Source organism: Cohnella candidum (genome assembly GCF_003713065.1).
GTDB classification, from domain to species: domain Bacteria; phylum Bacillota; class Bacilli; order Paenibacillales; family Paenibacillaceae; genus Cohnella; species Cohnella candidum.
The window spans coordinates 2,892,842-2,916,783 of record NZ_CP033433.1; the positions used below are offsets into that span (position 1 = coordinate 2,892,842).

22 protein-coding genes are annotated in these 23,942 nt (G+C 57.8%); 3 read left to right on the forward strand and 19 right to left on the reverse strand.

Translation table 11 applies throughout. From position 1 onward, the window contains the following. Nucleotides 1–23: 23 nt before the first annotated feature. The 10 genes from EAV92_RS13390 to EAV92_RS13435 form a co-directional block, all read right to left on the reverse strand. Nucleotides 24–851 carry a carbohydrate ABC transporter permease gene (locus tag EAV92_RS13390; protein ID WP_123041564.1) on the reverse strand — a complete coding sequence of 276 codons (828 nt, stop codon included), beginning with the start codon at nucleotides 849–851 and terminating at the stop codon, nucleotides 24–26. A 25-nt stretch (nucleotides 852–876) separates the two neighbouring features. Next, a complete protein-coding gene (locus EAV92_RS13395; RefSeq protein WP_123041565.1) occupies nucleotides 877–1,764 on the reverse strand; it encodes a carbohydrate ABC transporter permease in 888 nt (295 codons plus the stop codon). A 79-nt stretch (nucleotides 1,765–1,843) separates the two neighbouring features. Then, entirely contained in the window at nucleotides 1,844–3,250 is a 1,407-nt protein-coding gene (locus EAV92_RS13400; protein ID WP_123041566.1) for an ABC transporter substrate-binding protein, read from the reverse strand. An 88-nt stretch (nucleotides 3,251–3,338) separates the two neighbouring features. After that, entirely contained in the window at nucleotides 3,339–4,460 is a 1,122-nt protein-coding gene (locus EAV92_RS13405) for a DUF4185 domain-containing protein (RefSeq protein WP_123041567.1), read from the reverse strand. 26 nt (nucleotides 4,461–4,486) lie between these two features. Beyond that, nucleotides 4,487–5,596, reverse strand: coding sequence for a glycoside hydrolase family 172 protein (locus EAV92_RS13410; protein WP_123041568.1), 1,110 nt, complete (start codon nucleotides 5,594–5,596; stop codon nucleotides 4,487–4,489). A 135-nt stretch (nucleotides 5,597–5,731) separates the two neighbouring features. After that, nucleotides 5,732–7,402 (reverse strand): ribulokinase, encoded by a 1,671-nt coding sequence (locus EAV92_RS13415; protein WP_123041569.1) that lies wholly within the window; start codon nucleotides 7,400–7,402, stop codon nucleotides 5,732–5,734. 18 nt (nucleotides 7,403–7,420) lie between these two features. Further along, nucleotides 7,421–9,214, reverse strand: a complete 1,794-nt coding sequence (locus EAV92_RS13420; protein ID WP_123041570.1) for an L-fucose isomerase — start codon at nucleotides 9,212–9,214, stop codon at nucleotides 7,421–7,423. Between the two features lie 44 nt (nucleotides 9,215–9,258). After that, a complete protein-coding gene (locus EAV92_RS13425; protein WP_123041571.1) occupies nucleotides 9,259–10,266 on the reverse strand; it encodes a LacI family DNA-binding transcriptional regulator in 1,008 nt (335 codons plus the stop codon). A gap of 113 nt (nucleotides 10,267–10,379) precedes the next feature. Further along, nucleotides 10,380–10,874: a hypothetical protein gene (locus EAV92_RS13430; RefSeq protein WP_123041573.1), complete on the reverse strand. Its 495-nt coding sequence runs from the start codon at nucleotides 10,872–10,874 to the stop codon at nucleotides 10,380–10,382. A gap of 1 nt (nucleotide 10,875) precedes the next feature. After that, nucleotides 10,876–11,319 carry a hypothetical protein gene (locus EAV92_RS13435; protein ID WP_123041574.1) on the reverse strand — a complete coding sequence of 148 codons (444 nt, stop codon included), beginning with the start codon at nucleotides 11,317–11,319 and terminating at the stop codon, nucleotides 10,876–10,878. A gap of 81 nt (nucleotides 11,320–11,400) precedes the next feature. On the opposite strand from EAV92_RS13435, the gene EAV92_RS13440 reads away from it, so the two are divergent. Further along, nucleotides 11,401–12,459: a glycine-rich domain-containing protein gene (locus tag EAV92_RS13440; protein ID WP_123041575.1), complete on the forward strand. Its 1,059-nt coding sequence runs from the start codon at nucleotides 11,401–11,403 to the stop codon at nucleotides 12,457–12,459. Nucleotides 12,460–12,953: 494 nt separating this feature from the next. On the opposite strand, the gene EAV92_RS13445 is transcribed toward EAV92_RS13440, so the two are convergent. From EAV92_RS13445 to EAV92_RS13480, 8 genes are all read right to left on the reverse strand, one after another. Continuing rightward, nucleotides 12,954–13,214: an HPr family phosphocarrier protein gene (locus EAV92_RS13445; RefSeq protein WP_123041576.1), complete on the reverse strand. Its 261-nt coding sequence runs from the start codon at nucleotides 13,212–13,214 to the stop codon at nucleotides 12,954–12,956. Beyond that, nucleotides 13,211–14,944: a phosphoenolpyruvate--protein phosphotransferase gene (gene ptsP, locus EAV92_RS13450; protein WP_123041577.1), complete on the reverse strand. Its 1,734-nt coding sequence runs from the start codon at nucleotides 14,942–14,944 to the stop codon at nucleotides 13,211–13,213. The genes EAV92_RS13445 and ptsP overlap by 4 nt, the downstream gene beginning before the upstream one ends. A gap of 24 nt (nucleotides 14,945–14,968) precedes the next feature. Continuing rightward, the gene (locus EAV92_RS13455) at nucleotides 14,969–16,129 is read right to left on the reverse strand and encodes a mannitol-1-phosphate 5-dehydrogenase (RefSeq protein WP_123041578.1); all 1,161 of its coding nucleotides are present in this window, start codon (nucleotides 16,127–16,129) and stop codon (nucleotides 14,969–14,971) included. After that, a complete protein-coding gene (locus EAV92_RS13460) occupies nucleotides 16,126–16,563 on the reverse strand; it encodes a PTS mannitol transporter subunit IIA (protein ID WP_123041579.1) in 438 nt (145 codons plus the stop codon). The genes EAV92_RS13455 and EAV92_RS13460 overlap by 4 nt, the downstream gene beginning before the upstream one ends. After that, a complete protein-coding gene (locus EAV92_RS13465; RefSeq protein WP_123041580.1) occupies nucleotides 16,560–18,638 on the reverse strand; it encodes a BglG family transcription antiterminator in 2,079 nt (692 codons plus the stop codon). The genes EAV92_RS13460 and EAV92_RS13465 overlap by 4 nt, the downstream gene beginning before the upstream one ends. Nucleotides 18,639–18,728: 90 nt before the next feature. Next, nucleotides 18,729–20,174: a PTS mannitol transporter subunit IIBC gene (locus EAV92_RS13470; protein WP_123041581.1), complete on the reverse strand. Its 1,446-nt coding sequence runs from the start codon at nucleotides 20,172–20,174 to the stop codon at nucleotides 18,729–18,731. Nucleotides 20,175–20,359: 185 nt separating this feature from the next. Beyond that, entirely contained in the window at nucleotides 20,360–20,788 is a 429-nt protein-coding gene (locus EAV92_RS13475; RefSeq protein ID WP_206424218.1) for a DNA-binding protein, read from the reverse strand. A gap of 15 nt (nucleotides 20,789–20,803) precedes the next feature. Next, complete coding sequence (locus EAV92_RS13480; RefSeq protein ID WP_123041582.1) at nucleotides 20,804–21,259, reverse strand: cupin domain-containing protein; 456 nt, start codon at nucleotides 21,257–21,259, stop codon at nucleotides 20,804–20,806. Between the two features lie 126 nt (nucleotides 21,260–21,385). Between EAV92_RS13480 and EAV92_RS13485 the strand changes: the two genes are divergently transcribed. Together EAV92_RS13485 and EAV92_RS13490 are read left to right on the forward strand one after the other, a co-directional pair. Next, nucleotides 21,386–21,925 carry an RNA polymerase sigma factor gene (locus EAV92_RS13485; protein ID WP_241158267.1) on the forward strand — a complete coding sequence of 180 codons (540 nt, stop codon included), beginning with the start codon at nucleotides 21,386–21,388 and terminating at the stop codon, nucleotides 21,923–21,925. Beyond that, nucleotides 21,918–23,174 carry a hypothetical protein gene (locus EAV92_RS13490; protein WP_123041583.1) on the forward strand — a complete coding sequence of 419 codons (1,257 nt, stop codon included), beginning with the start codon at nucleotides 21,918–21,920 and terminating at the stop codon, nucleotides 23,172–23,174. The genes EAV92_RS13485 and EAV92_RS13490 overlap by 8 nt, the downstream gene beginning before the upstream one ends. Nucleotides 23,175–23,211: 37 nt before the next feature. Here the strand turns inward: EAV92_RS13490 and EAV92_RS13495 are convergent, their stop codons facing one another. Beyond that, nucleotides 23,212–23,883, reverse strand: coding sequence for a hypothetical protein (locus EAV92_RS13495; protein ID WP_123041585.1), 672 nt, complete (start codon nucleotides 23,881–23,883; stop codon nucleotides 23,212–23,214). Nucleotides 23,884–23,942 lie beyond the last annotated feature (59 nt).

Sequence of the window (23,942 nt, forward strand, 5' to 3'; positions counted from 1 at the left end):
TCATGCCTCCTGTCCCGTCCGTATTATTTCAAGCCCGACATTTTGAGGTTCGCGACGATGTACTTCTGGAAGATGAGGAACAAAGCGATCGTCGGCAGTGCCGCCAGGAAGGAACTCGCCATCAGCAGGTGCATTTCGGCGACGCGTCCTGAACGGAAGTTATAGATGTATTGCATGATCTGGAACATATCCTCGTTGGTGATCGTCATGACCGGCCAGACGAAGGCGTTCCAATAACCCAGGTAAGCGCCGATCCCGATAATGACAAACGGCGGCAAGGACATGGGCAAGAAAATGTTGGTGAAAATTTTGAACCGGTTCGCCCCGTCGATCAGTGCCGCTTCTTCCAACGCGAGCGGAACATTCAAATAAAATTGCCGGAAAAAGAACATGCTGCCCGCGGATGCGGCGCCCGGCAAAATCAGCACTCCCATCGTGTTGAGCATCCCCAGCTTGTTAACGACGATGAACGACGTGATCGTGATCGAGAAGCCCGGAATAAAGTACGTGAGCATTACGTAAACCCACCAAAATTTCTTGAAGCGGAAATCAAGTCTCGCGAACACATACGCCGCGGAAGCGTTAACCACCACGCTGAGTGCCATAAAGATGATGGCACCGATGAACGTAATGCCCATCGCCTTCTGGAACGCCGGATCGCGCAAAATGACCGTATAGTTCTCGAAATGCCATACGTTCGGCAGAAATTTAAACGGAGTGGCCAACACTTCTTCCTGCGACTTGAAACCGGCGATCGCCATCCAGAGCAGCGGAAAGATGGCAAGCGCGGTAATCAGAAGGGAAAGGACTGTCACGCCGGCCTTGCCAAAAGTCAATGTCGATTTACCCATCAGCCGTATCCTCCTTCGCGTCCGGTCAGCCTTCTACCGCTTTCTCGGAATTCAGTATTTTGAAAATGACAAGCGAGATCGAACCGAGAACGACGAAGAACATGAGAGCCGCGGCGATCGACCGGCCGATCATCACGTCGTTCAGGAAGTGGAGCAAGATGTACAGGTTCGGTGTTTGCGTTTCGTTGACCGGGCCGCCGCCCGTCATCACCCACGACAGTTCGAACTGGGAAAGCTGCGCCGTGAATCCCGTGACAAGCAGGAACAGAGAAATGTTCTTCATCAGCGGAAGCGTGATGTACCACATTTTCGTGAACGTACCTGCGCCTTCGAGATCGGCCGCTTCGTAATACGACTCGGAGATGTCCAAGAGGCCGGCCAACATAATGAGCGTCGTAATCCCGAACCCCAGCCAGATCGCCGGAATGGCAATGGCGGGCAGCGCGTATTTCACTTCAGCGAGCCACGCGATCGGTTCGCTGCCGAACAGGCCTGCGATATAGTTGGCCAAACCGCCCAAGTAATCATAGATAAAGACGAAAATAACGGAGGCGACGATACCGGAAATGACGGTCGGGATGTAGATGGACGACTTTACGAAGCCGGAGAATTTGCCTTTCAAGCCCTTGAGCACGTTCGCGAACAGGAACGCCAGCACGAGCTGAGCCGGCAGGACATATAGCGTGAATTTGAGTCCCGTCCATATGGCTTTCGTGAACAACGGGTCCGTCAGGTTCACCCAATAATTTTTGAACCCGACGAATACGGGAGCTTGATAGAAACCCCAATCGGTGAAGCTCAGGTAGATCGCGTAGGCGAAAGGGATGAGCACGAAGATGGTTAGCCCGACGAGAATCGGCGCCAGCATCGAGTATGCCGTCAGGTTGTCATGACGATAGTTCTTCTTGAACAATCGGATTCACCTCGCTTAATCAGGCTGCTTCCGGCAAAACGATCCGGGGACGGCTTTCGTCCCCGGACGTTGCCCGGCTTTATTGTTTCGGGTTCGTACCGGCCAGCTTATTGTTCGTGATAAAGTCGTTGATCGTCTTCTCGGCTTTCGCGATGGCGTCGTCGACTTTCGTTCCTTTCATCGCGGACTCGATTCCCGTGGATACGGCCATGCTGATATCCCACGGATAGATCGGCTCGGCGACGGAAGTCGGGATGATCTTCTCGGCGATATAAGCGCGCCATGCGTCCTTCGAAGCGTCCGCATCGCTCTTCATCGCTTCGTCTACCGATTTGCGAGGAGAGAACTTGGAGAAGCCGGACGTTTTGAAGAAGTCGATCATGATGGCCGGGTCGCCGGCAAGCAGATAATTGATGAAGGATGCGGCTTCTTGCTGGTGTTTGCCTTTACTGTCGACGACGAGCGTCCAGCCGCCCAAGGTAGCCGTCGGCGAGTTCGGGTCGCCGTTCATGGAAGGCATTTTCGCGATGCCCGTGTTCGGAACCATTTTCGCATAGGTGTTGCGAAGCTGGCCGATGGCCCAGGAGCCGTTGACTTGCATGGCGACTTTGCCTTCGCCGAACGGCTTGATGTCCGGGTACGGGGCAAGCTGCTGCTTCGGCATCACGCCGGATTGGTAAGCGTCTTGATAGAATTTGAACACCGATTTGTATGCGTCGTTGTTGATGTCCGCTTTGGACCAATAGTTCGTCACCGCCTGGTGTCCGGACGTGCCGAACTGCAAGCCCCAGCTGGACCAGCCCAGATCGCCGGCAACTTGTGCGGTCGAGAATCCGAATACGCCTTTGGCCGTCAATTTCTTGGCGTCGTCAAGCAGTTCGGCCCAAGTGGTCGGCGGCTTTTCCGGGTCGAGCCCGGCGGCCTGGAACAGGTCTTTGCGGTAGTACAGCACCGCAGACGGTTCAACCAGCTTCGGATAAGCGTAATATTTGTCGCCTACTTTGATGAAGTCTTTGACGTTGTCATAGATGTCGTCGAACGCGGAATCCGGCAAGAGGCCGTTCAGCGGGCTGATTTGGCCCAGCTTCGCGGCGTTCGCGATGCCGCCGTAGTTCATCGTGTATACTTCCGGAGCTTTACCGGCTGCTTGAGCGGCTTTCAGTTTCTGCGCCCATGCGTCGCCCGGAACGAGCGTATACTTGATTTCGACTTTGTCCTGGGACTTGTTGAACTCGTCGACATATTTCTTGAACCATTTGTTGGTCGAATCTTCAAATGCCGTCTGCCAGAATTCAACCGTGACTTTCTCGGCCGGAGCTGCAGATGCCGATTCGCTGGGGCTTGCGCTTGCGCTCGAACTGCCTTCGTCGCTTGCCGAAGGGCTGGAGCTCGCTTCGTTTTTGCTGCCGCCGCAGGCCGTGAGGGCTAACGACAGGACCATCAGAATAGAGATTAACGCTGCCCAAAACTTCCCTTTTGCTTGCATGGATGAATCCTCCCTTTTTTTGTGGACATGCTATTTAAACGCTTTGCGCGCTTAAACCGAAGTGGTGCGTCATTCGTTGAATCCGCTTTCATTTTTCAAGCGAAGCCTTGAACCAAAACACGTTATAGGGATCCCACAGCGACAAAGTGAAGTAGATCGTTCGGCCGCCGTCACCCGTGTAACGATCGTTCATGAATGGCGCGTACAAGCCGGGCTGATCCGTCGCTTTCACCAAGACAATCGCGTCTCCCCATGGCCCCCATGGCGCTAAGCCTTCCCGAATGACGACGCCTTCGCCTTCCTTGAGGTAGGTCATGAGCCACCGTTTCAGATAGGGATTCCACACGACGGAGAGCTCACCAACGGTGTCATCCACCACGGACGCGGCCTTCGTCATGTCGGGACTCCAGATCGGTTTCCCTTTGTCGTCTTTGCCCGCGTAGTATCGGTACTCCGACAGCTTTTCGACGTTCGCCTCACCCACTTTCATCAACTTGACGCCGCCGAACCGTCCGGAAGGGATCGCCCAGAAGTAAATCTCCGATTCGCCAGTCTTTTTGTCTTCGATTTTATAAGGGCTGACTTGAATGAAATTGCTGTCTCCCGGCCATTGAACCGAATCAAGCAGCGTCCAGTTGTTTCCGTGATCCGTCGATTTGGCAACGCTTGCATAATTGGCGTCCCATTGGCCCGGATCTCCCCAATGGTTAACCGACATGTAGTAGAGGTAGAGGTTTCCGTTCGCGCTAAAACCGTGCGTCGGGATTTTGGTCATTTCGTCGAAATCGAGTTTCTTGGAAGGCAGCAGCTCTTTGGCCGTGCCGATGTCGTCCGTGATCATGCCGTCCAAGGTGATGCCGTCGGCCGGATTGTCGTCCTTCGTGTAAGCGATCGTGTTCGAGCGCCAGTAGCTTCCGCCTCCGCCGATCTGGTCCGCGGGGCGTTCGCCGAACGTATCCCCGAATACGAAATACGTCCGGTCGCCCTCGTTGATCATCGAACCGAGGTCCGTGCCGTACACGGCGAAGCGGTCCGTTTTGTTCGGCGATTCCGCTCCCGTGATCTGCGACACTTTCTCGAGTCCCGTTACGCCTTTCAGGACGAAGTCCTTGCCTTCGGATTCCAGCCTCGGATCGGCTTTGGATCCGCCCATGCATCCGGTCAAGCCGAGAAGTAGAGCGGAAGCGGCCAAGCCGATTCTGAGTTTCATGGAGAACCCGCCTTACGGTTCGATTTTCAAGGATTTTGATGGCCGAAAATCCGGTCCAGGCTTGCTTGGTTAAACGGCTTGATGTCCGGATTCGGAAGCCGTTTCGCCACCTTCGGCAGCTCCGGGAACGGACGGTGCGGCTCTTCCTGGTACCAATAGGCCGTGGAAGAAACGTCGTCGCTCCGATGGTTGTTGTGGCCGTGCTCGATCGTCACTTTGATGCTCTTGTCGAACATGATCGGATCGAGAATATGGTAGCGGTACGTCGAGATTTTGCCGCTCCAGTTCGGACCGCCGCCCAAAATGATGCCGTGGTAAGGCGTGCAAACTTCCTGTTGCGGGCACCAAGCGGTGTTGAAGTAATCCTCCATACCCGTGCCATGCAGCGTCGGCGGCCAAGGCTCTCCGTCGATGAAGATCATGTCGTCGCCTTCGCCGTACCAGTTCCACTCGGAGGTATCGCGCAGGTTGTGGACGTTGAAGTTGCAGCCGACGTAATGCCCTTTGCCCACCGCGTCCAGGATGACGTAGTTGCCGTCGCCGGTCGTGTTTTTGCCGCCGAACTCGAAGTGCGCGTTGTCGATGCCGTCTTCGGAGATTCCTTCCGTCGGATTTTCGCGGTGCCATTGCGCATGGAATCTCAATTCGCCCGCCGGCAATTGCTCGTATTGCTCGTAATCGACGTAGAAGTAAAATTTGATCGGATTTTCCGCTTCGCTCTCCACCGTGATTCTCGCGCCGCTGGCGAACGGCATCCGGAAGAAGCTGTTGAACGCTTTGCCGTCTTCCGGGCTCATCATGAGGGGAGCCGAAGTGTAGTTGCGGGTAAGGCCATGGCCCATTCCGAAAAAGTCACCGATCGGCGCTTCCACGCTCGGTTCCGTTTCTCCGTCCCAGTACATGCGAAGCACGATTTTGCGGGGCAGGAATTCCTCTTGGACCGGAGCGTCGGGGGCCATCGTCATCCAAATGTGCGTAATCGCTCCGGCCCCTTGAATGCTGCAAATCTCCGTGTTGTCGCCCGGGCGGATCGAGAAATAGTCTTTGTTGCCGCCCGTTCGGTCGTAGCTGGACTCCCGTTTACGTTTGCCCGTTCTGGCGAGGCTAAGGGAGGCAAGGTTTTGTACAACGTCCATCTGTGTCAGCGCTCCTTTGGTTGGTTGTCGAATAGGGTGCAATCGATTCCACATGAGACGAAAAATTGCACGGATCCTCTTGCTTTCTGTCGAACGATCTGCAATCGATTGCAGTTCGGGCGGAAAGCCGTCCGGTCAATCTTGACCGGACTTGATCGCTTTCAGTCTCTTCATCACGGCGTTTCCGCCGCGTCCGAAATAGTCATGCAGTTCCGTATATTCGCGGTATAACCGGTCATAAAGGCGGACGTTTTCCGGAATCGGTTTAAACGTCTCTTCGCGAACCCGGGCCATCCGCTTCGCCGCTTCCACGACAGAGTCGAAGCCGCCGGCTTCCGATCCCGCCGCCACCGCACCGAACATCGCCGCCCCGAGAGCCGCCGTCTGCGTCGAATCCGCGATTTTAATCTCGCGCCCGGTGACGTCGGCGTAGATTTGCATCAACAGCCGATTCCGCTGCGGCAGTCCGCCGCAGGCATACAACTCGTCGACGGCTACGCCGCTTTGCGTGAACGCTTCGATGATCTTCCGGGTGCCGAAGGCTGTCGCTTCGAGCAGCGCGCGGTAGATTTCCTCCGGCTTCGTCTGCAGCGTCATGCCCAAGATGAGCCCGGTCAGGTCTGCGTCCATCAGAACGGAACGGTTGCCGTTCCACCAATCCAGCGCCAGCAGGCCGCTTTCGCCGGGTTTATAGCCGGCAGCCTGGCGTTCCAGCCAAGTGTGAACACCGATGCCATCCTCGGACGCTTGCTTCTTGACGTATTCCGGCACCGCTTCGTCCACGTACCAGGCGAAAATGTCGCCTACCGCGGATTGTCCGGCTTCGTAGCCGTAATAGCCGGCCACGATCCCGTCCTCGACGACGCCGCAGATGCCTTCCGCGAGCACTTCCTTGTCGCCGAGAAGCAGGTGGCACGTCGAAGTGCCCATCGCCATCACCAGCTTGCCGGGGTCCACGACCCCGACGGCCGGCACCATGGCGTGCGCGTCGATATTGGCGACGGCCACGGCCGTGCCGGGACGCAACCCCATCAGCTCGGCCATCGGCTCGGTAAGCCCGCCGGCCTTCGTTCCGAGCGCTTGGATCGGGCCGGCCAACTTGTCGCTGGCCAGCGTGGCCAAACGGGGATCGAGCGCGCTCAGGAACGCTTCGGACGGGAACCCTTCGCGTTTGTGCCAGACGGCTTTGTAGCCGGCCGTGCAGCTGTTGCGGACGAGGCGGCCGGTCATCTGCATGACGACCCAGTCCGCCGCTTCCATGAACAGGTTCGCGCGATCGTAAACTTCGGGTGCCTCGTTCAGGATCTGCCACGCTTTGGCGAGCATCCATTCCGAAGAGAGCTTGCCGCCGTAGCGGGCCAAGAAGGTTTCCCCTCTCTCGACGGCGATGTCGTTGATTCGGTTCGCTTCTTCCTGCGCCGCGTGATGCTTCCATAGTTTAACCCAGGCATGCGGATTTTCTTTCCATTCGCTCCGCAAGCACAGGGGAGTTCCTTCTTCATCCAGCGGCAACATCGTGCATGCCGTGAAGTCGATGCCGATGCCGATCACGCTCTCGGGACTTGCGCCCGAGAGGCGGAGCACCTCGGGCACCGACCGCCGCAGCACCTCCAGGTAGTCGTCCGGATGCTGCAGCGCCCAATCGTGACCGAGCTTCACGCCGGAGTCGGGGAGCGCTTCGTCGATGACGCCGTGCGGGTAAGGCGTGACGTGGGTCGCCACTTCTTCCCCGGTCGCGATGTCGACGAGCAAAGCCCTGCCTGATTCCGTCCCGTAGTCGATGCCGAGGGCATAGCGCCGTTCCATCTCTCCAGCCTCCTCCTCTTACTTGTACAGCGGACCGTATGCCGCGCAAGCGCGATAGTCGGCTCCCACCGGCTCGATTCCTCCGAATGCGGTCCAAGCGCTCGGACGGAACACCCGGTTGTCCGGCACGTTATGCATGCACACCGGAATGCGGAGCATCGCCGCAAGGGTAATCAAGTCGCCGCCGACGTGGCCGTAGCTGACGGACGCATGGTTCGAACCCCAGTTGTTCATGACCGTGTAGACGTCTTTGAAAAGCCCTTCGCCCGTCAAGTTCGGCACGAACCAAGTCGTCGGCCATGTCGGATTGCTTCTTTGGTCCAGCTTGTCGTGCACGTCGTCCGGCAGTTCTACCGTATAGCCTTCGGCCAGCTGCAGAACCGGTCCGACGCCGGCAACCAGGTTAACCCGAGCCATCGTCACCGGCATGCCTTCGCGGGTCGTGAAGTCCGTGGAGAAACCGCCTCCGCGGAAGAAGTCGACCGCCGGGCACCACTTCGTCGCGTCCAGGCAATCCTGCACTTCCTGCTGCGTGATTTCCCAGAACGGCTTCATCACCGGTTGGCCGTCGCGGGTTTGTCTGCCCGTGCCGTCCAAAGCGGCCGGACCCGAATTGATCAGATGGATGATGCCTTGTGCGGCTTTGCCTTGCAGAGTGTGGCCGGTGACGCGTTCAACCGCTTCAGGGCTCCAATACGTGCGAACGTCGGCGAAAATTTGCGCGGCGTCCGTCAGCAAATGTCCCAGCAGCATGGTTACGGCGTTCAACGTATCGTTCTCGGTCGCGACCATATAAGGCTCACGGATCCCGTTCCAATCAAAGGAAGAATTCAAAATCGCTTCCATGAAGTCCCCGGTCGGGTAGTAGTCCGTCCAAGCACGCTGCCCTTGGAAGCCCGCTGCGATAGCGTTATGGCCCATCGCTTCTTCCCCGTAGCCCATTTCCGCAAGCTTCGGATTGCCGACCATGAGGTCGCGGCCGATCAGCGCCATTTTCACGACGGTTTCCCAATCCTTCTCTTTCTGCTCGTCGGTACGCTTCAGATGAGGCGGATTCACGTCGGCGCCGGGATTGCAGTTTTCGCGTACCCAGGCCAGCGCTTTTTTGTATTCTTCCGGATCATAGATGCCGAGCTCCATCCGGCGGACGAATTCCGTCATGTCCACGTATTCGTTGCGAATGCCGAGGTAGCGTTGGAAGAACGTCTCGTCCGCGATGCATCCGGCGATGCCCATCGATACGTTACCCATCGAGAGGTACGATTTGCCCTGCATCGTGGCGACGGCGAGTCCCGCCTTGGCGAATTGCAGCAGCTTCTCTTGCACGTCCGGCGTAATTTCCGTGTCGCCGATGTCTTGGACGTCATGTCCGTAAATCGCGAAAGCCGGAAGCCCTTTCTGGTTGTGCGCGCTAAGTGCCGCAGCCAGGTAGACCGCGCCCGGACGCTCCGTTCCGTTGAATCCCCAGATCGCTTTCGGACGCGTCGGATGGGTATCCATCGTTTCCGTCGGGTAGCACCACGAAGGCGTAACGGAAATCGTCAGCCCTACGTTCTCCCGGGCGAATTTCTCCTCGGTGCGAGCCGCTTCGGCGACACCGCCGATTGTCGTGTCCGCGATGACGCATTCCACGGGCAATCCGTTGCTGTGTCTCAAATTTTCCGATAAAAACGCGGCTGCGCGTTTGGCCATGTCCATCGTTACGTCTTCCAGAGACTCGCGGATGCCGCCCCGGCGGCCGTCGATGATAGGACGGATTCCGATTTTGGGCATGGTGCCCTGCAATCGATTGCAGATCGTAGCTTCGTTCATTCCGATCATCCTCTCCCATTGAGTTGGTATGATTGCTGGTTCGTTCAACCGATGCGGTTGACTTCGTTGCGGAATATCTCAAAAACGGGTTCTGCCGGCGTTTCTTCCTTGCGGATCCGTTTCAGCAGTAATTCGCCCGTCTTGATCCCCATGTCGTAAGGATGCTGGTCGATGTAGTACAGCCCGGGATTCTTGAGCAGAGATCCCGCTTCCACTTCCCCGAAGGAAGCGACCGCCATGTCGTCGGGAATCTTGAGCCCGCTGCGGACGATCTCGAGCAGAACGCCCAGGCTCATCCGGTTGTTCAGCGAGACGATTGCCGTCGGCTTGGGATCGGATTTCAAAAACTTGCGAACCGCCAGCACGCCGTCCTCCGTCGAGAAATCGCCGTTGTACACGAGCGGTTTCGGATCCAAACCATGTTCCCTCATGGCTTTCAGAACGCCCTCGTAACGCTCCCGTCCCGTGCTGACGCGGGCAGGACCGTTGACTACGCCAAGCCGCACGTGGCCATCTTCGAGCAGTTTGCCGGTCAGGCGGCAAGCGCCTTCTTCGTTGTCTTCGGCCACGAGGTCAAGGCCGGCTCCCGCTTCGTCCGATTCCAGCTTCCGGTCGACCAGCACGATGGGCAGTCCCGAGTCGCTCAACTGCTTGACCTTCTCGTCGTTGCCGCCGGCCGTGGCGAGCACGATCGCGTCGACCCTCTTCTCTTGCAGTAACTGCAGAAGGCGGTTTTCCTTGTCGGGACTCTCGTCCGAGCTGCAGAACATGAGCTGAAAGCCTTCGGGACCCACGACGTCTTCGATGCCTCTGGAAATGCCCATGAAGTAGGAGTTGGAAATGTCGGGCACGATAACGCCGATCATGTACGTCTTGTCCTGCTTCAGGCTTCTCGCGATGGCGCTCGGCTGATAATTCAGCTTGGCGACCGCTTCCAGCACGCGCTCTTTGATTTCGTCGCTGACGTAACCGCTCTCGTTCAGCACCCGGGAGACGGTCGCCGTCGAAACCTCGGCTTCCGCGGCCACTTCCTTAATCGTTGCCTTAGACAACTGCCGTTCACCTCTGTCATGCAAAGCCATTTTGCAAGCGATTACGTAATCGATTACGTAATCGATTACACACTCAGGATAAAGGATGCCGAGCCCCGGTGTCAACCGTCAATTTATTTTTCTTTGATCCAGCGGTAGAAATTAATCGCTCCTGTTTGAACGAACAAATAGATGACGAAAGAATAGCCGATTCGGTATCCGTCGTTATACCGGAAGACGTCGAAAAGATCGCACAGCCACTCGAAGCCAACGGCCCCCACGGAACATAGGAGAATGTATAGCACCGTTTTCCAACCGCTCAGTCGCCAAGCCTCGTAGAAATAAATGTAGAGGTAGCCGAACGGCGCGTACAACAAGTACACCATGTAATCCATGACCGTTAACTCGGGTCCGTCCATGATGTCGTAGTAGTCGAAAGCCAGATATCCCGTGCAGTTGTCCAAAACGCTGGAGATCGCGACGGCGAACATGACGGACAGGCAAGACGTCGAGCCCGGCAGCTTTCTCGGGAGCAGTAGTGCGATACTTACAAAGAGGAGGACGGCCGCGATCACGAACCAGTCGTTGCGACCGAACCCATGTTCAGTAAATTTGACATGCAGGAGCATTTCAGCTTCTCAACCTCCTGAAGCCGGCCAGCGCGGCAACGCCCGCGCACAGCAGCAAGCCGAAATAAGCCGCGGCATAAGCGGCGTTCCATTCGTGGAGGGAAACGGTTTTGAAGGACGCGTTCAAGACGTCAAGCAGCGCGAAAACCGCCGTCCCCGCAAGGATACCGAACCACGCGCGCGGGCCGCGGAAAGCGATCGCCGCTCCCGTCAGCAAGGCCGGGGCGATCGCGCTTCGGTAGAGAAGGAAGCAAGTGAAAAGTACGGGCTCCCTAGACGTCGCGAACCAGTGAAACAAATCGTCGAAAAAGCTGTATACGTGCGTGTTTATCGATTCGAAAAAAAGCAGCAGGAAAGCCGTTTCTTGCCTTGGCCTGTTCGTACACGCGATGAACGCGACTCCCGCGGCCAGCCATGCTGCTCCGACATAAAGGGCCAATGCCAATTCGTTCGCCCACCTGAAGTTTTTCCCCCTATTATTCCCATAAAGCGTTCGTGGTAAAATGTCCTCAGGAGGGCAGTTTCCATGAACTGGTTCAAGCGGTTATTCTCGAGTTCGCCGGCAAGGAAGCCGATACGTCCTCGTACGTTTTCATACTCGTATCCGATTCCCGAGCGGCTCGGTGTCCGGCCGGAGCTGGCGGAGGACGCAAATTCACTAGTTAGCAGGCTGCAGGAGTCCCTGGCGGAAACGTATCTTCAACAAGTCCGCGAGCGCGTCAAAGTGCGGCACCCGGAGATCGGCGACGCCAAATACGGCTGGATGGAGCTGGAGCTCAAACGCTTTTTCCTGCTGACGGCGATTTTGCGCCACGTGCCGATGTACAGCGACGATGCCGATTTGATCTGGCACGAAATGCTCATGTTCACCCGGGAATATCAGCAATTCAGCGAGCGGTTCGCCGGTTTCTACATCCATCATCAGCCGAACGTGAATCCCGGCGATGGCGGCGGGGATGCCGAGGTCATGGATGCCCGGGCGGAAGAACGGGCCGCGTTCGAGATCGTTTACGCCGCGTTGTTCAGCCTCGCGCCGGAAACCCATCGGTTGTTGGGCCCGTTTTATCGGCACCGGATGCCTTCCGCCTTGCTGGAAGAAATCGAGTCCGGCGATGAAGAACGCTTGCGGGCAGCGCTGCGTGTGCGGGATTCAAGCGATATTGCGGTAACGGCGGTTCAGGAAAGAGTGCTCGCCGCCGTACGCGAGAAGACCGGGCAAGCCCGCGCCTATCACGACGATAGCCGGCCGGGCGAACAGTCCGCCTTTTATGCCGGAGCCGACCCGCTGTGGATCTTGATGGCGTACGGGCTCGCGTCCGAAACGATGCCGTTCGACCCGTACGCACTCGAGCGCGAGAGACAACGGCAGCAAGGCTCGTCCTGCGGGTTGTACTCGGACGACGGTACATACGTTGACTACGGAAATGACGACGGCAGCGGAGGCAACGGAGATAGCGGCGGAGACAATGGCAACGGCGGAGGTTCCTGCTCGTCGTCCGACGGAGGCGGCGACTCTTCCTCATGCTCCAGCTCTTCCTGCTCCAGCTCCTCCTGCGGCTCTAGCTGCGGAGGCGGCGGGGACTAGGGGGACGGCCGAGATAGCCGGAAAATCCGGTTAGCGGCACTCCGAAGCGGGTGAAACCGCCCGAGATAGCCAGAAAATCCGATCATCGGCGATTGTAAGAGCCTTAATTACTCGAGATAATCGGTAAATCCGGTTAACGGCACTGCAGTAAGGGTTCGAAAGTTCGAGATGACCGGAAAATCCGGTTAACGAGACAATAGTTGAAGTAACCACATCCACTCCGCAAGACGGAGAGACCGTCTTCGGTACAGCCAAAGTAACCAAACCTGCTCCGTAAGACGGTGAGACCGTCTTCGGTAACGCCAAAATAACCGCATCCGCTCCGCAAGACGTTCAGACCGTCTTCAGTACCGCCAAGGTAACAAAATCCGCTCCGCAAGACGGTGAGACCGCCTTCGGTACCGCCAAAGTAACCAAACGCCGCACCTCACGCATCCGCGAACGCAAAAAACGCCCGATCCTCAGCATGGAGAATCGGGCGTTCCTGCTTCAACTCACTCGTGCACTTCCGTAAACAGCTTGCCAAGCTCCTGCATGGCCTCATCTTCGCGTTCGCCCTCGATTTCCAGGGTGACTTCCTCCTGGGCGGCGATGCCGAGCGTCAGCATGCTGAGCGAGCTTTTCCCATTGACCTTCTTGCCCTTGTTGATGACGGTGATCTTGCAAGGGTATTGATTCGCGGCCTGCACGAACGTTTTGGTCGGCCGGACGTGGAAGCCGCTCGGGTTGGTGATTTTGAACGTTTGCGAAATCATGCGGGTTGCCCTCCTAACGTATGTTCCCTCACGTATTGCTGGATCGCATCCTGGCGAGTTAGCGACATCGCTTCCCGCGAGAATCCGCGCCATTCCTCATGGGACAAACGGCCGATCAGTTCGCGGGCGGGCAGGATGGATCCGGCGCTCATGCTGAACTCATGCAAGCCCAGACCGAGCAGGATCGGGATCGCCGTCTGGTCCCCCGCCATTTCGCCGCACATGCCGACCCACTTGCCTTCCCGGTTCGCGGCCTCGATGACCATGCGGATGAGACGAAGCACGGAAGGATGGCAGGGTTGATAGAGGTAAGCAACGGTTTCGTTCATCCGGTCGGCGGCCATCGTATATTGGATCAGGTCGTTCGTTCCGATACTGAAAAAGTCCACTTCCTTGGCGAACAGATCCGCCGACACGGCCGCCGCTGGCACTTCGATCATCATGCCGACCTCGATGCCTTCGGCTACCTCAACGCCTTCTGCGAGCAGCTTCCGCTTCTCTTCCTCGAGAATCCGCTTGGCTTCCAGGAACTCCTCCACGATCGCGATCATCGGGAACATGATTTTCAAGTTCCCGTAACGGCTGGCCCGAAGCAGCGCGCGAAGCTGGGTCCGGAACAGGTCCGGCCTCTCCAGGCACAGCCGCAGGGCGCGCTGCCCAAGGAACGGATTGCTTTCCTTCGGCAGGTTCAGGTACGGAAGCTCTTTGTCTCCGCCGATGTCCAGCGTCCGGATCACGACCGGTTTGCCGTCCATTTTCTCCAGCACGAATTTGTAGCTGTTGTATTGCTCTTCCTCGGTCGGAAGCTCGGTGCGTCCCATATAGAGAAATTCCGTACGGAACAGGCCGATGGCTTCCGCCCCGTTGTCGAGCGCCTTCTGGACGTCCTCCAGCTTGCCGATGTTGGCGGCGAGTTCGACATGCCGTCCGTCCGAAGACAGCGTCTCCTTGTCTTTCCAAAGCGCCAGCTCCGCCTTGCGGCGATCGTACGCGGTTTTCTTCTCGCGGTATGCCGTCAGTTCTTCGGCCGCCGGTTCCGCCAGCAGCACGCCTTCCGTCGCGTCCATGACGACGAGCGTGCCCGGCTGGATCGAGCGAAGCCCGACGCCTGCTCCGACGATCGCCGGAACGTCGAGGGACCGGGCCATGATCGCCGAATGGGACGTACGGCTGCCGACTTCGGTGATGAATCCGCGCACCTTGTTCAAATCCAATTGGGCGGTATCCGAAGGCGTTAAATCCTCGGCGACCAGCACGCACTCGTCCGGCATGGCCGACAAATCCGAGCCGGCAACGCCCCGCAAATGCCGCATGATCCGACCGCTGACGTCCTTGATGTCTACCGCGCGTTCACGCAGCAGCTCATCATCCATTTCCTCCAGCATCCGGATGAACGATTGCGAGGTCTCATGCAACGCGAATTCCGCATTAATCCCGGTTTCCCGGACGTTTTCCAATATCGCGTCGATTAAATCCGGATCTTCAAGAATAAGAAGATGCCCTTCGAAAATTTCCGCTTTATCGGCGCCCAGCTTCTCCTCCGTGGATTTCCGGATCGCCTCCAGATCCACCCGGGCCTGGTCTACCGCCGCTTGAAACCGTGACGCTTCCGCTTCGCGGTCCTCTACCCGGCTTTCCTGCGGAATGTAAGCCTCTTCCGTTTTCCATATGAACGCCGGAGCGATCGCCAGACCGGGCGACGCCCCGATTCCTTTAAAGGTTTGTCTCATCGGTGTTGCCTTCCTTTCTGTCCGCTATTTCAGGCCCTTCAGCGACTCGTATGCCGCGATGATTTGGCCGTGAAGCGGATGCTCCTCCGGCAGGCCGGTATACTCGGTGACCGTGGCGGAGACGCCGCTCTCGCGCAGCGACCGGTGCAGCTCCACCGCCTCCGGATCTTCTTCATAGTCGAACAGCAGGGCCGCGGCGACTCCTTTGGCCAGATGCGGCACTTCGACCCCCAGGGACAGGGCGGCCAGCGCAGGCTTGATCAAGCGGTCGTTCGGGGAAATTTTACGGATCGGCGAACGTCCGACCCTCTCGACTTCGTCGGTCAGGTAAGGGTTGCGGAAACGGTCCAAAATTTTCGCGATATACGCGTCATGCTCCATTTTATCGAATCCGTACTGCCCGCGAAGCGCCGCACCGGTCTCTCCCAGCGCGCCGATCACTTCCGCCAGCACGGCTTTGTCGTTCATCGATTCCTGGATCGTCTCATATCCGTTCAGATACCCATGGTACGCCGCCACGCAATGGCCCGTATTGACCGTGAACAGCTTTCTCTCAATATAAGGCTGGAGCTGGTCCGCATAATGGACGCCTTCGACTTCGGCAAAGCCTTCCAACATCGCGGAACGGTCGACCACCCATTCGTAGAAGGGCTCGACGATCACCTTCAGCGGATCCTCGTTCTGCTGGATCGGGACGATCCGGTCGACGGCGGCGTCCGGGAACGCGACCTTCAAAGCCGCTTCGTCGCGAAGCTCGGGAGGAAAATGTTCGAACACCAGCTTTTTCAGTTGGGTGCTGCCGCCGATCGTGTTCTCGCATGCGATCACGTGGAGAGGCTGAACCCCCTCCGCGCCGGCGGACAGCCTGCGCTGGATGCCCAGGGCGATGTTTTCGGCGATGAACTTGAGGATGTTGACGCCGACCGCGGTCGTGACGAGGTCCGCCTCGGCGACGGCCTGGGCGACCCGCTGTTTGTCGTTCCCGTTAATGGCCGAAACGTTGGTGACGATCGTCGTATCCGCTGTTTCGTTGGCCAACTGGACCGGATATTCCCCACGGGCGTTCAACAAATCAACCAACTTCTCGTTCACGTCGACGAACTCCACGCGGTAGCCGGCTTGCGAGAGCAGCAGCCCGATGAATCCGCGGCCGATGTTCCCGCCTCCGAAATGGACGGCTTTCATCCCTGCATCCCCTCCTCGAACAGCTTAAGGAGCTCCTCCTCGGACGAAGCGTTCAAGATGCGCTGCATGTCGGCCTCTTCGGAAACCATCATGGCTACGCTCGACAGCACTTCCATGTGCTCGTCGCCGACGGCGGCCAGCCCGATCACGAGGCGTGCCGGTTCGTCTCCGCCGAAATCGACGCCTTCGGAAAGCACGAGTACCGACATTCCCGTCGAACGAATCAAGCCTTTGGCTTCATTCGTGCCGTGAGGCATGGCCAGCCCGGCTCCGAGGTACGTGGAAGAGACGTTCTCCCGCTCAATCATCGCATCCACATACTCCGGAGGCACGTGCCCTCCTTCGACCAGCAAACCTCCCGCCAGACGGATCGCCTCGAATTTGTCTTGGACCGCGACGTTCAACTTGATTTTCTCTTTCGACAGGATACTCATGGGGCATCTCTCCATTCCAGTTTGTTCTTTATATAAACTTCCAGGTTACGCGACAGATAAGCCCGGATCGCCTCTTCCCGCTCCTGCTCCAGCAGCCGGACCAGCTCCGGCAGCAACAGCATGGCGCTGATTTCGCTCAGCACCTCGAGGCCGGGTTTGCTCAGCGTTTTGGGCGCGAGCATGAGCAAAATTTGCCTTGCCTCGGCGCCGGAACCGTCGCCAAGCCGCTGGGGCGTTTCCAGCCGGAATAAGGACAGTACCGGCATGCTCACGCCTTCGCTTCGGGTATGATACAAGGCCAGCTCCGTATCCGGAATGAGCAGGCTGCCTTGCTCTTCGCGGTCGAGCAGCGCTTGGACGATTTCGTCTTCCCGCTCCAGAACCCGAGGGGGAAGCCGGTTCAACAGGTTCTTCAACAGCCGCTTTAAATCGCCGTCGTCGGAACGGTTATCCAGCTCAAACACCCGGAAGTTTTCGAGCAGGCCGACGATCTCCTTGGAATAGCCCGACATCAGCTTTAACCTCTCCCAAGAGCCGACGGTTTCATCCCGCTTTGCCGCCATGACGCGCGGGCGGCTTCGGGTCACGAGCTTGCGGACGTGCAAGCGGAGACGATCCGCTTCATCCGGACTGAGCAGCGGACTCAGCTTGATGTACCGATCCTGTTCGACCGGCAGGTCGACGGTGCTGATGATGAGATCGTACTGGTCTTCCGGCATTCGCGAGGCTTCATACCAGGAATAATGCCCGATCAGGTCGATCTGGGGAATCTCTTTGGAAATGCGGACGGCGAGAAGCTTCGACGAGCCGATCCCGCTCGTGCAGACCAGCAAGGCTTTCAGGTGGTTCGGCGTCAGCTTCCAGCGTTCGAGAGCGGCCCCGAAATGCATGGTCAGGTAGCCGACTTCCTCCTCCGGAATCGCAATTTCTTTCCACACGTCGCCGACGCTATGCCGCACCGTAAGGAATAATTCCGGATAATCCTTTTTGATCTGGGGCAGCAACGGATTGCGGATCGATTCCCCGCGACGGATCCGCTCCAACGCGGGACCCAAGTGGCGGATGAGGCCATCCAGCAGCGAACGGTCCTTGCTGAGCGCGATGTCCAGCCGGCCTTCCACGCCGCGGATGAAGTCGAGGGTGCGCTCCGCGAAATCGAGGCCGTATTTTTCCAAAATGACCGTCGAGACGTCTGCCGCTTTATTTCGCGCCTCTTCGAAGAGGGAGAGCAGAAAATTCGCTTCGTTCTCGTTCAAGGCAAGGTCGAGCGAAGAAGCGAACCGGTTCAGGTCGAAACCGAGATGGCCGTGAGGCGGTTCGCCTCTCCGGACCAACTCATCCGCTTTCACTAACCGGCCGGAACGGATGCGGGCGACGGCCACGGACAACCGGATCAGCAGCTTCGTGTAATCGGATTCCTTGAGGCCGTTTAACCATTCCTCCGCTTGCTGCCACAACGACTGCTCAATGCGCAGGAAATCTTCCTTGCCGGCCAGCTCCAGAAGCCTTCGCGTCACCGGCCATTGATCCGAAGGGTCAATGGTGCCGAACCAGTCGGAATGGTCCAGGTGTTCATCCGCCATCCAGACGATGTATTCGCGTTTGGCCGTCTCCACTCCTGCGATCTCGACGCCGTATCCCCTTTTGCGAACCAGGGACAAACCGCTTCGGGCCAACTGAGGCTCCAGATCGTCCAAGTCTCGGCTCACCGTGGGGATTGCCGCCTGCACCTCGCGCGCCAGCACGAACAGTTTGACGGGCTCCTCCTCTTCGAGCAGCAAGCACTGCATCAGCACCTTGCGTTCATCCGGAGAATAGGTCTCGGTTTCGGATAACCGAAGCTCTTCCCGGAAGCTTGCAAGGGCGCCTTCGTCTCCCTCAAGGGTGATTCCGATTCCCGATTTCTTCACCAGCGACAGTCCGTGGGAGATGAGAACCGGCTCGAGCTCTTGAAGCTCCCGGTGGACGGTTCTCGCGCTGATGCCGATCTCCTCCGCGAGCTGGCCTGCGGTCACTTCCGAAGGGCGGTCCAGCAATACTTCCAATATTCGTCGCTGCCTGTTGGACACCTTCACCCGGCCACCCCCATCCCTGATCCGTAAAAACGGGCGAAACGCCGACGTACGAAAGACGTCAGCGTTACCCCAAACCCGTTTATCTGTTGCTTATTTGCCCAAACGTTTTACGAGCGCATCGTATTCGGGGCTGTTAATGAAGTTGTCGATCGAGATATGCTCGGCGTTCGGCGCTTTCTGCCGGGCGCGGTCGGTCAACGTTTTCTGCGTGATGACGATGTCTGCGTCCGGCGGAATGTCACTGATCGCCGTATTCGTCACGATCGCATCGCTTCCCGCCGCGTTCAACTTCTTGCGGAGGACAGAGGCGCCCATGGCGCTGGAGCCCATGCCTGCGTCGCAGGAGAACACGATTTTGCGGACTTCGTCGTTCGATTTGACGACGCCGGCCGTTGCGAAGCCTGCGCTTGCGGCAGCCACTTGGCCTTTGGATTGGGCTTTCATGGCTTGCACTTTCGTCGTTGCGGCTTCCAGATCGTCAGCCTGGTTCTTACGGCTGGTCTTGAGCATGACGGACGCGACCAGGAAGGAAGCGGCTGCTGCGGTCACGACGCCGGCAAGTACCGGGAAGAGTCCGCCTTTCGGCGTCATGGCGATATAAGCGAAGATACTGCCCGGCGACGGAGCGGCTACGAGCCCTGCGCCCAAAGCCGAGAACGTGCCCGTGCCGACGACGCCGCCTGCGATCGCCGCCAGGATGAGGCGGGGATTCATCAGGATGTACGGGAAGTAAATCTCATGGATACCGCCCAGGAAGTGGATGATGATGGCGCCCGGAGCGGATTGTTTAACCGTTCCGCGGCCGAACAGCCAGTAAGCCAGCAGGATGCCGAGGCCCGGACCCGGGTTGGACTCGAGCATGAACAGGATCGATTGGCCGGTTTTGGAAGCTTGCTCCAGCGCGATCGGACCCAGAACCCCGTGGTTGATCGCGTTATTGAGAAAGAGCACTTTGCCCGGCTCGATCAGGATGTTGACGAGCGGCAGCAGGTGAGCGTCCACCAGCGCTTGCACGCCGTGTGCCAGCCCTTTGCTGATCGCTTCGACGACAGGTCCTATCGCTTTGAACGCGAGCAGCGCCAGGATACCGCCGATGATGCCGGACGAGAAGTTGTTGACCAGCATTTCGAAACCGGATTTGATTTTGCCTTCGATCGATTTGTCGAACTTCTTGAGGACCCATGCCGCCAACGGACCGACGATCATGGCGCCGAGGAACATCGGAATGTCGGTGCCGACGATGACGCCCATCGTGGCGACCGCGCCGATGACGCCCCCGCGGTGGCCGTGTACCGCATGACCGCCGGTAAAACCGATCAGCAGCGGCAGCAGGTAGGTGATCATCGGGCCGACCAGTTTCGCCAGCGTTTCGTTCGGAATCCAGCCGGTCGGAATGAACAATGCCGTAATCAAGCCCCATGCGATGAATGCCCCGATGTTCGGCATGACCATCGCGCTCAGGAAACGTCCGAAACTCTGGACCGCTACCCGAAACCCTCCGTCAGGAGAACCTTGCTGTTTGGTTAAATCGCTCATAAAAAAAACTCAGCCTCCTTCTAATATTACCCATTACCCCGCAATGCGAGTATTATGCGCTTGCCTTACCTTTCTCATCATAACGGGTAAGCGTTTACACGATCAATCAAAGGAAAAACAGCTTTCGTCACGAAAGCTGTTGACAGGATTTTATGAGAAAGAGACCAAGCTCGAAACGGCGGGCTTTACGGCTCGTCGGGACGGATCACCACACACCAGCCGGATGGCTTTGAAGTGCTGCGGGTCGGCGGCGTCCACTCTGCGTCGTCCGTATCCTCGGCCGTATAGATTTTTTGCCATTCTTCATCCGCTTCAAGCAGCTCCGCGATCACCGTGTCCTTCACCACAAAGCATACTTTGGCCAGCGCGACTTCCCCGAACGTATCGTACACCCGCCCGGCGCTGCGGCAGCCGCGCGGCACGGTGTGGGAGCTGTTGGCGACGTAGCCGACCTTGCCGATCGGCGGGATTTCCGCCCGGATGGCCTCTCCGTCGTGCGGATTGGCGGGATCCTTGATCAGTTGCAAAACGAGCCCGACCTTGAAAAAATCGGTGCCGAAATAATGCTGGGTACCCGTGATCGCGATAAAAACCGGTTCCTTCTTCTCTTCCATCCCGTTCGCACGCTCCTACTCTTTGATCAGCGTGAAATCGTCAAAATGGAACGCCGGCGCCACGATGCAGGTGACGAATACCGGCTCATCCCCCAAGGGCGTTGCCGTCTGCCACACATTCGCCGGAACGAGCGCTTGAGGGACTTGTCCGCCGCCGACGTCCATCCCGAGAATGATCGTCTCCCCTTCCGCCGGAGTTTCGCCGTCTCCCCCCAGGTTGAGCTTTAACGGACCTCCCGAATGATACAGCCACATTTCGTCGGACAGCACTTTATGCCAGCGCGAAACTTCTCCCGGATGCAGCAGGAAGTAGACGGAGCTTGCCGCCGCCCGAACGCCGGAATATTGGGGGCCGAGAGCGGACTGCGGAATGTCGACCGAAGCTTTCCAGGTTTCCTTGTACCAGCCGCCCTCGATATGCGGCTGAAGATCGAACGTCTTCACGAGGGGGGACAGCAATTGTTTCGTCATGCGGTTTCTCTCCTGTTTTTCTATTTTTCGTTTAAGTATAGGGCTTGGGCGGCGGAGCGGCAATTTATTTTCTCATCATTGGAACCTTTTGCCTTCCCGGTTGTCTAATCTAACGAGGTGAGCGGGTTGGCGCACGATTATTTGAAATATGTTTCCCATATCCATGCCGGAACGCTGCAGGAATTGATGGCGGAACACGGCCGGGACGTCTGGAACTATGCGTTCTTCCTGACCCGAAACCGTCACGCCGCCGACGACGTCTCGCAGGACGTGTTTTTGCAGGCGTTCCTTCATATTGCATCGTTTCGGGGCCAATCCTCCATGCGGACGTGGCTTTTCTCGATCGCCAGAAATAAGGCCGCCAATTATCGAAAATCCGCCTTCATCCGCAAAGTAACGCTGGTCGATTTCCTTTATCCCGTCGTAAGCGAGAAATCCGCCGAAGAACAGTACATGAACCAGGCGTTCACGGATTCCATCTGGGAGCTGGTCCTGAAGCTTCCGCCCAAATACCGCGAGGTGCTCGTGCTGGATGCCAGGTACGACATGCCACTGACGGAAATTTCCTTGCTGCTCGGGGTAACGGTCGGGACCGTAAAATCCCGCTTGCACCGGGCGCGGAGCAAGATGAAAGCTTACCTGGGGGAGGCGGAGCGCGATGAGTGAAATGAAGCCGGACTGGTATGCGCGGTTGCGCAACGGACCATTCGCGGAATCGGGTTTTGATTCGAAAATGGCGCTGGAGGTGGAGGAACGGGCGCTCGGCGAAAACCCGGGCAAGATACTCCCGCGACGCCGGGCCAGACGGCTGAACCGGTGGGCGGCGACGGGCGTATTCGGGATGGCGATCGTCGTTATCGGGTTATTCTTGGTATCCGGCTTAGCCGATAAAGCTGCGGTTTCGCCAAGGGGATCCAACGGTACCCCCGAAATGACTGAATCGTATGTGATTGAACATTTGCGGGTGGGAATGACGGAATCGGAGGTCAAGAAAGCCTTTGGCAAGTCTTACAATGGCCTATCCGTCAAACGGGATTTTGCACAGCCTCATGAAGAGGATCCGCTGGATATGTCCACCTGGAGTGCTGTTGACGTCTGGCGGTACGATTACGGCGTGATGGACGGTTACCAAGTGAATGTTACGTCCGATCTCGAGAAAGACGACGGCTTCGATACGCAGGGCTTGATCAACGGCAGCCTAGAGTCGCAATTGGTCATCGTTTGGAAGGATCGTCTTGTGAATAGAGCGATCTTCAAATATTCGGACGGGGCAGGCGTGAATACTTCTTTCATCGGGCCGCAAGCCTCCACGGAGGTCCCGACACCGTCGCCTTCGGTGTCGCCGGACCCGCCGCTATTTTCAAGCTTAGACGTCAGAGCCTTCGCGGACTCCTCGTTCGGGCGGCTGGAGCTCCGTCCTGACGATGGGCTCCCAGAGAAAATCCAAACGCTTGGCGCGCCGAGTTGTCTCGGTCAGGAGACCGACTATTACGTGACGGGAAGCTACGGCGTCTATTTCAAATCCGCGTCCGGTCAGGAAAGCCGGATCGGCAGCTTACCGAACCTCGAAATCATCCAAAAAGAAAACCAGGCGTTCGCGATGACAAAGCTCGATTTTCCGGATGGGGAGCTGTTCCTGCTCATCCCGCGTTATACCGATTGCCACGGGTTGGAATTCCATGTTTACGGCGTGGATAAGAAAACCGGGGAAGCCTCGGCCTTTACGTTCGAGGAAGCCGGTCGGACCGTCGAGGAATGGACGACTTCTCCCGTAAACTTGCCGACGGTTGACGGCTCGGAACTCGTCGTCGAGGGCGGGCGGGCCGCCGGCCAAGACGGAACGACGCGGCTCCATTTCGAGCCGGATTGGACGCAGCACAAACTCGTTCTCACGAAAATAGAAAAAATCCCGTGATCGAAAGGTCGCGGGATTTTTCGCATCGGAGTTTACATTAAGCCGTCGCAGCCTGCTCGGTTACGGGCGCCGCTACGATCTTGCGTTCCGTCACCAACAACACTCCATAAACGGCGTAGGTCAAATAGGCGACGGGAAAGACGTATTTCCCATAGCTCTCCCACGGCAGAAAATACGTCGATGGCATGAGCAGGAACGTCAAAGCCAGCCATTTGGAGAACACGCGGGACCTGTACATCGCGATCGTGATCAGCGCGAAACCGAGCAGGACCCCCGGCATCGCCACCAAGGAGAGCGTCGTCGGGAACCCGTCGTGGTTCATCGTCTTCAGCGCGGTATCCGAAGCGGCTTTCAATTGCGCTTCCGTCGTGATGCCATCAAACAGAACCGGATATTGGTACACCTGCAGCACTGCATGGATCATTTCGAAAATGAACAGGAAGAACATCAGGAAGCACCCGATCCACCCCCACCAACGAAGCCGTTCCGCCTGCCTCAAATACAGCCCCGCCAGCCCCATCAAAATCAGCGGCGTAGCGAGCAGCATGGCGACGTGCGTGCCCACGGCCACGTTCAGAAAATAAGGCAGCTGCGCCAGATTGGCCGGCGTATCCTCGAGATGCACGATCGACACGATGAAGTTCGTCAACCCCGCCGCGATCAGCATCCACCCGCTTGCCCGAAACACTCCTTGAGGCACTTTTACCATTTTCGGTCACTCCCCGTTTCGATTCGTCGACTTCGCCATTCATCGTAAAAAGGTTCGCG

What these genes read in the sequence shown, in the direction of transcription:
- EAV92_RS13390 (WP_123041564.1), bottom strand. Translation starts at nt 851, where the DNA reads ATGGGTAAATCGACATTGACTTTTGGCAAGGCCGGCGTGACAGTCCTT.
- EAV92_RS13400 (WP_123041566.1), bottom strand. Translation starts at nt 3,250, where the DNA reads ATGCAAGCAAAAGGGAAGTTTTGGGCAGCGTTAATCTCTATTCTGATG.
- EAV92_RS13405 (WP_123041567.1), bottom strand. Translation starts at nt 4,460, where the DNA reads ATGAAACTCAGAATCGGCTTGGCCGCTTCCGCTCTACTTCTCGGCTTG.
- EAV92_RS13410 (WP_123041568.1), bottom strand. Translation starts at nt 5,596, where the DNA reads ATGGACGTTGTACAAAACCTTGCCTCCCTTAGCCTCGCCAGAACGGGC.
- EAV92_RS13415 (WP_123041569.1), bottom strand. Translation starts at nt 7,402, where the DNA reads ATGGAACGGCGCTATGCCCTCGGCATCGACTACGGGACGGAATCAGGC.
- EAV92_RS13420 (WP_123041570.1), bottom strand. Translation starts at nt 9,214, where the DNA reads ATGAACGAAGCTACGATCTGCAATCGATTGCAGGGCACCATGCCCAAA.
- EAV92_RS13430 (WP_123041573.1), bottom strand. Translation starts at nt 10,874, where the DNA reads ATGCTCCTGCATGTCAAATTTACTGAACATGGGTTCGGTCGCAACGAC.
- EAV92_RS13440 (WP_123041575.1), top strand. Translation starts at nt 11,401, where the DNA reads ATGAACTGGTTCAAGCGGTTATTCTCGAGTTCGCCGGCAAGGAAGCCG.
- EAV92_RS13445 (WP_123041576.1), bottom strand. Translation starts at nt 13,214, where the DNA reads ATGATTTCGCAAACGTTCAAAATCACCAACCCGAGCGGCTTCCACGTC.
- ptsP (WP_123041577.1), bottom strand. Translation starts at nt 14,944, where the DNA reads ATGAGACAAACCTTTAAAGGAATCGGGGCGTCGCCCGGTCTGGCGATC.
- EAV92_RS13455 (WP_123041578.1), bottom strand. Translation starts at nt 16,129, where the DNA reads ATGAAAGCCGTCCATTTCGGAGGCGGGAACATCGGCCGCGGATTCATC.
- EAV92_RS13460 (WP_123041579.1), bottom strand. Translation starts at nt 16,563, where the DNA reads ATGAGTATCCTGTCGAAAGAGAAAATCAAGTTGAACGTCGCGGTCCAA.
- EAV92_RS13470 (WP_123041581.1), bottom strand. Translation starts at nt 20,174, where the DNA reads ATGAGCGATTTAACCAAACAGCAAGGTTCTCCTGACGGAGGGTTTCGG.
- EAV92_RS13475 (WP_206424218.1), bottom strand. Translation starts at nt 20,788, where the DNA reads ATGGAAGAGAAGAAGGAACCGGTTTTTATCGCGATCACGGGTACCCAG.
- EAV92_RS13480 (WP_123041582.1), bottom strand. Translation starts at nt 21,259, where the DNA reads ATGACGAAACAATTGCTGTCCCCCCTCGTGAAGACGTTCGATCTTCAG.
- EAV92_RS13490 (WP_123041583.1), top strand. Translation starts at nt 21,918, where the DNA reads ATGAGTGAAATGAAGCCGGACTGGTATGCGCGGTTGCGCAACGGACCA.
- EAV92_RS13495 (WP_123041585.1), bottom strand. Translation starts at nt 23,883, where the DNA reads ATGGTAAAAGTGCCTCAAGGAGTGTTTCGGGCAAGCGGGTGGATGCTG.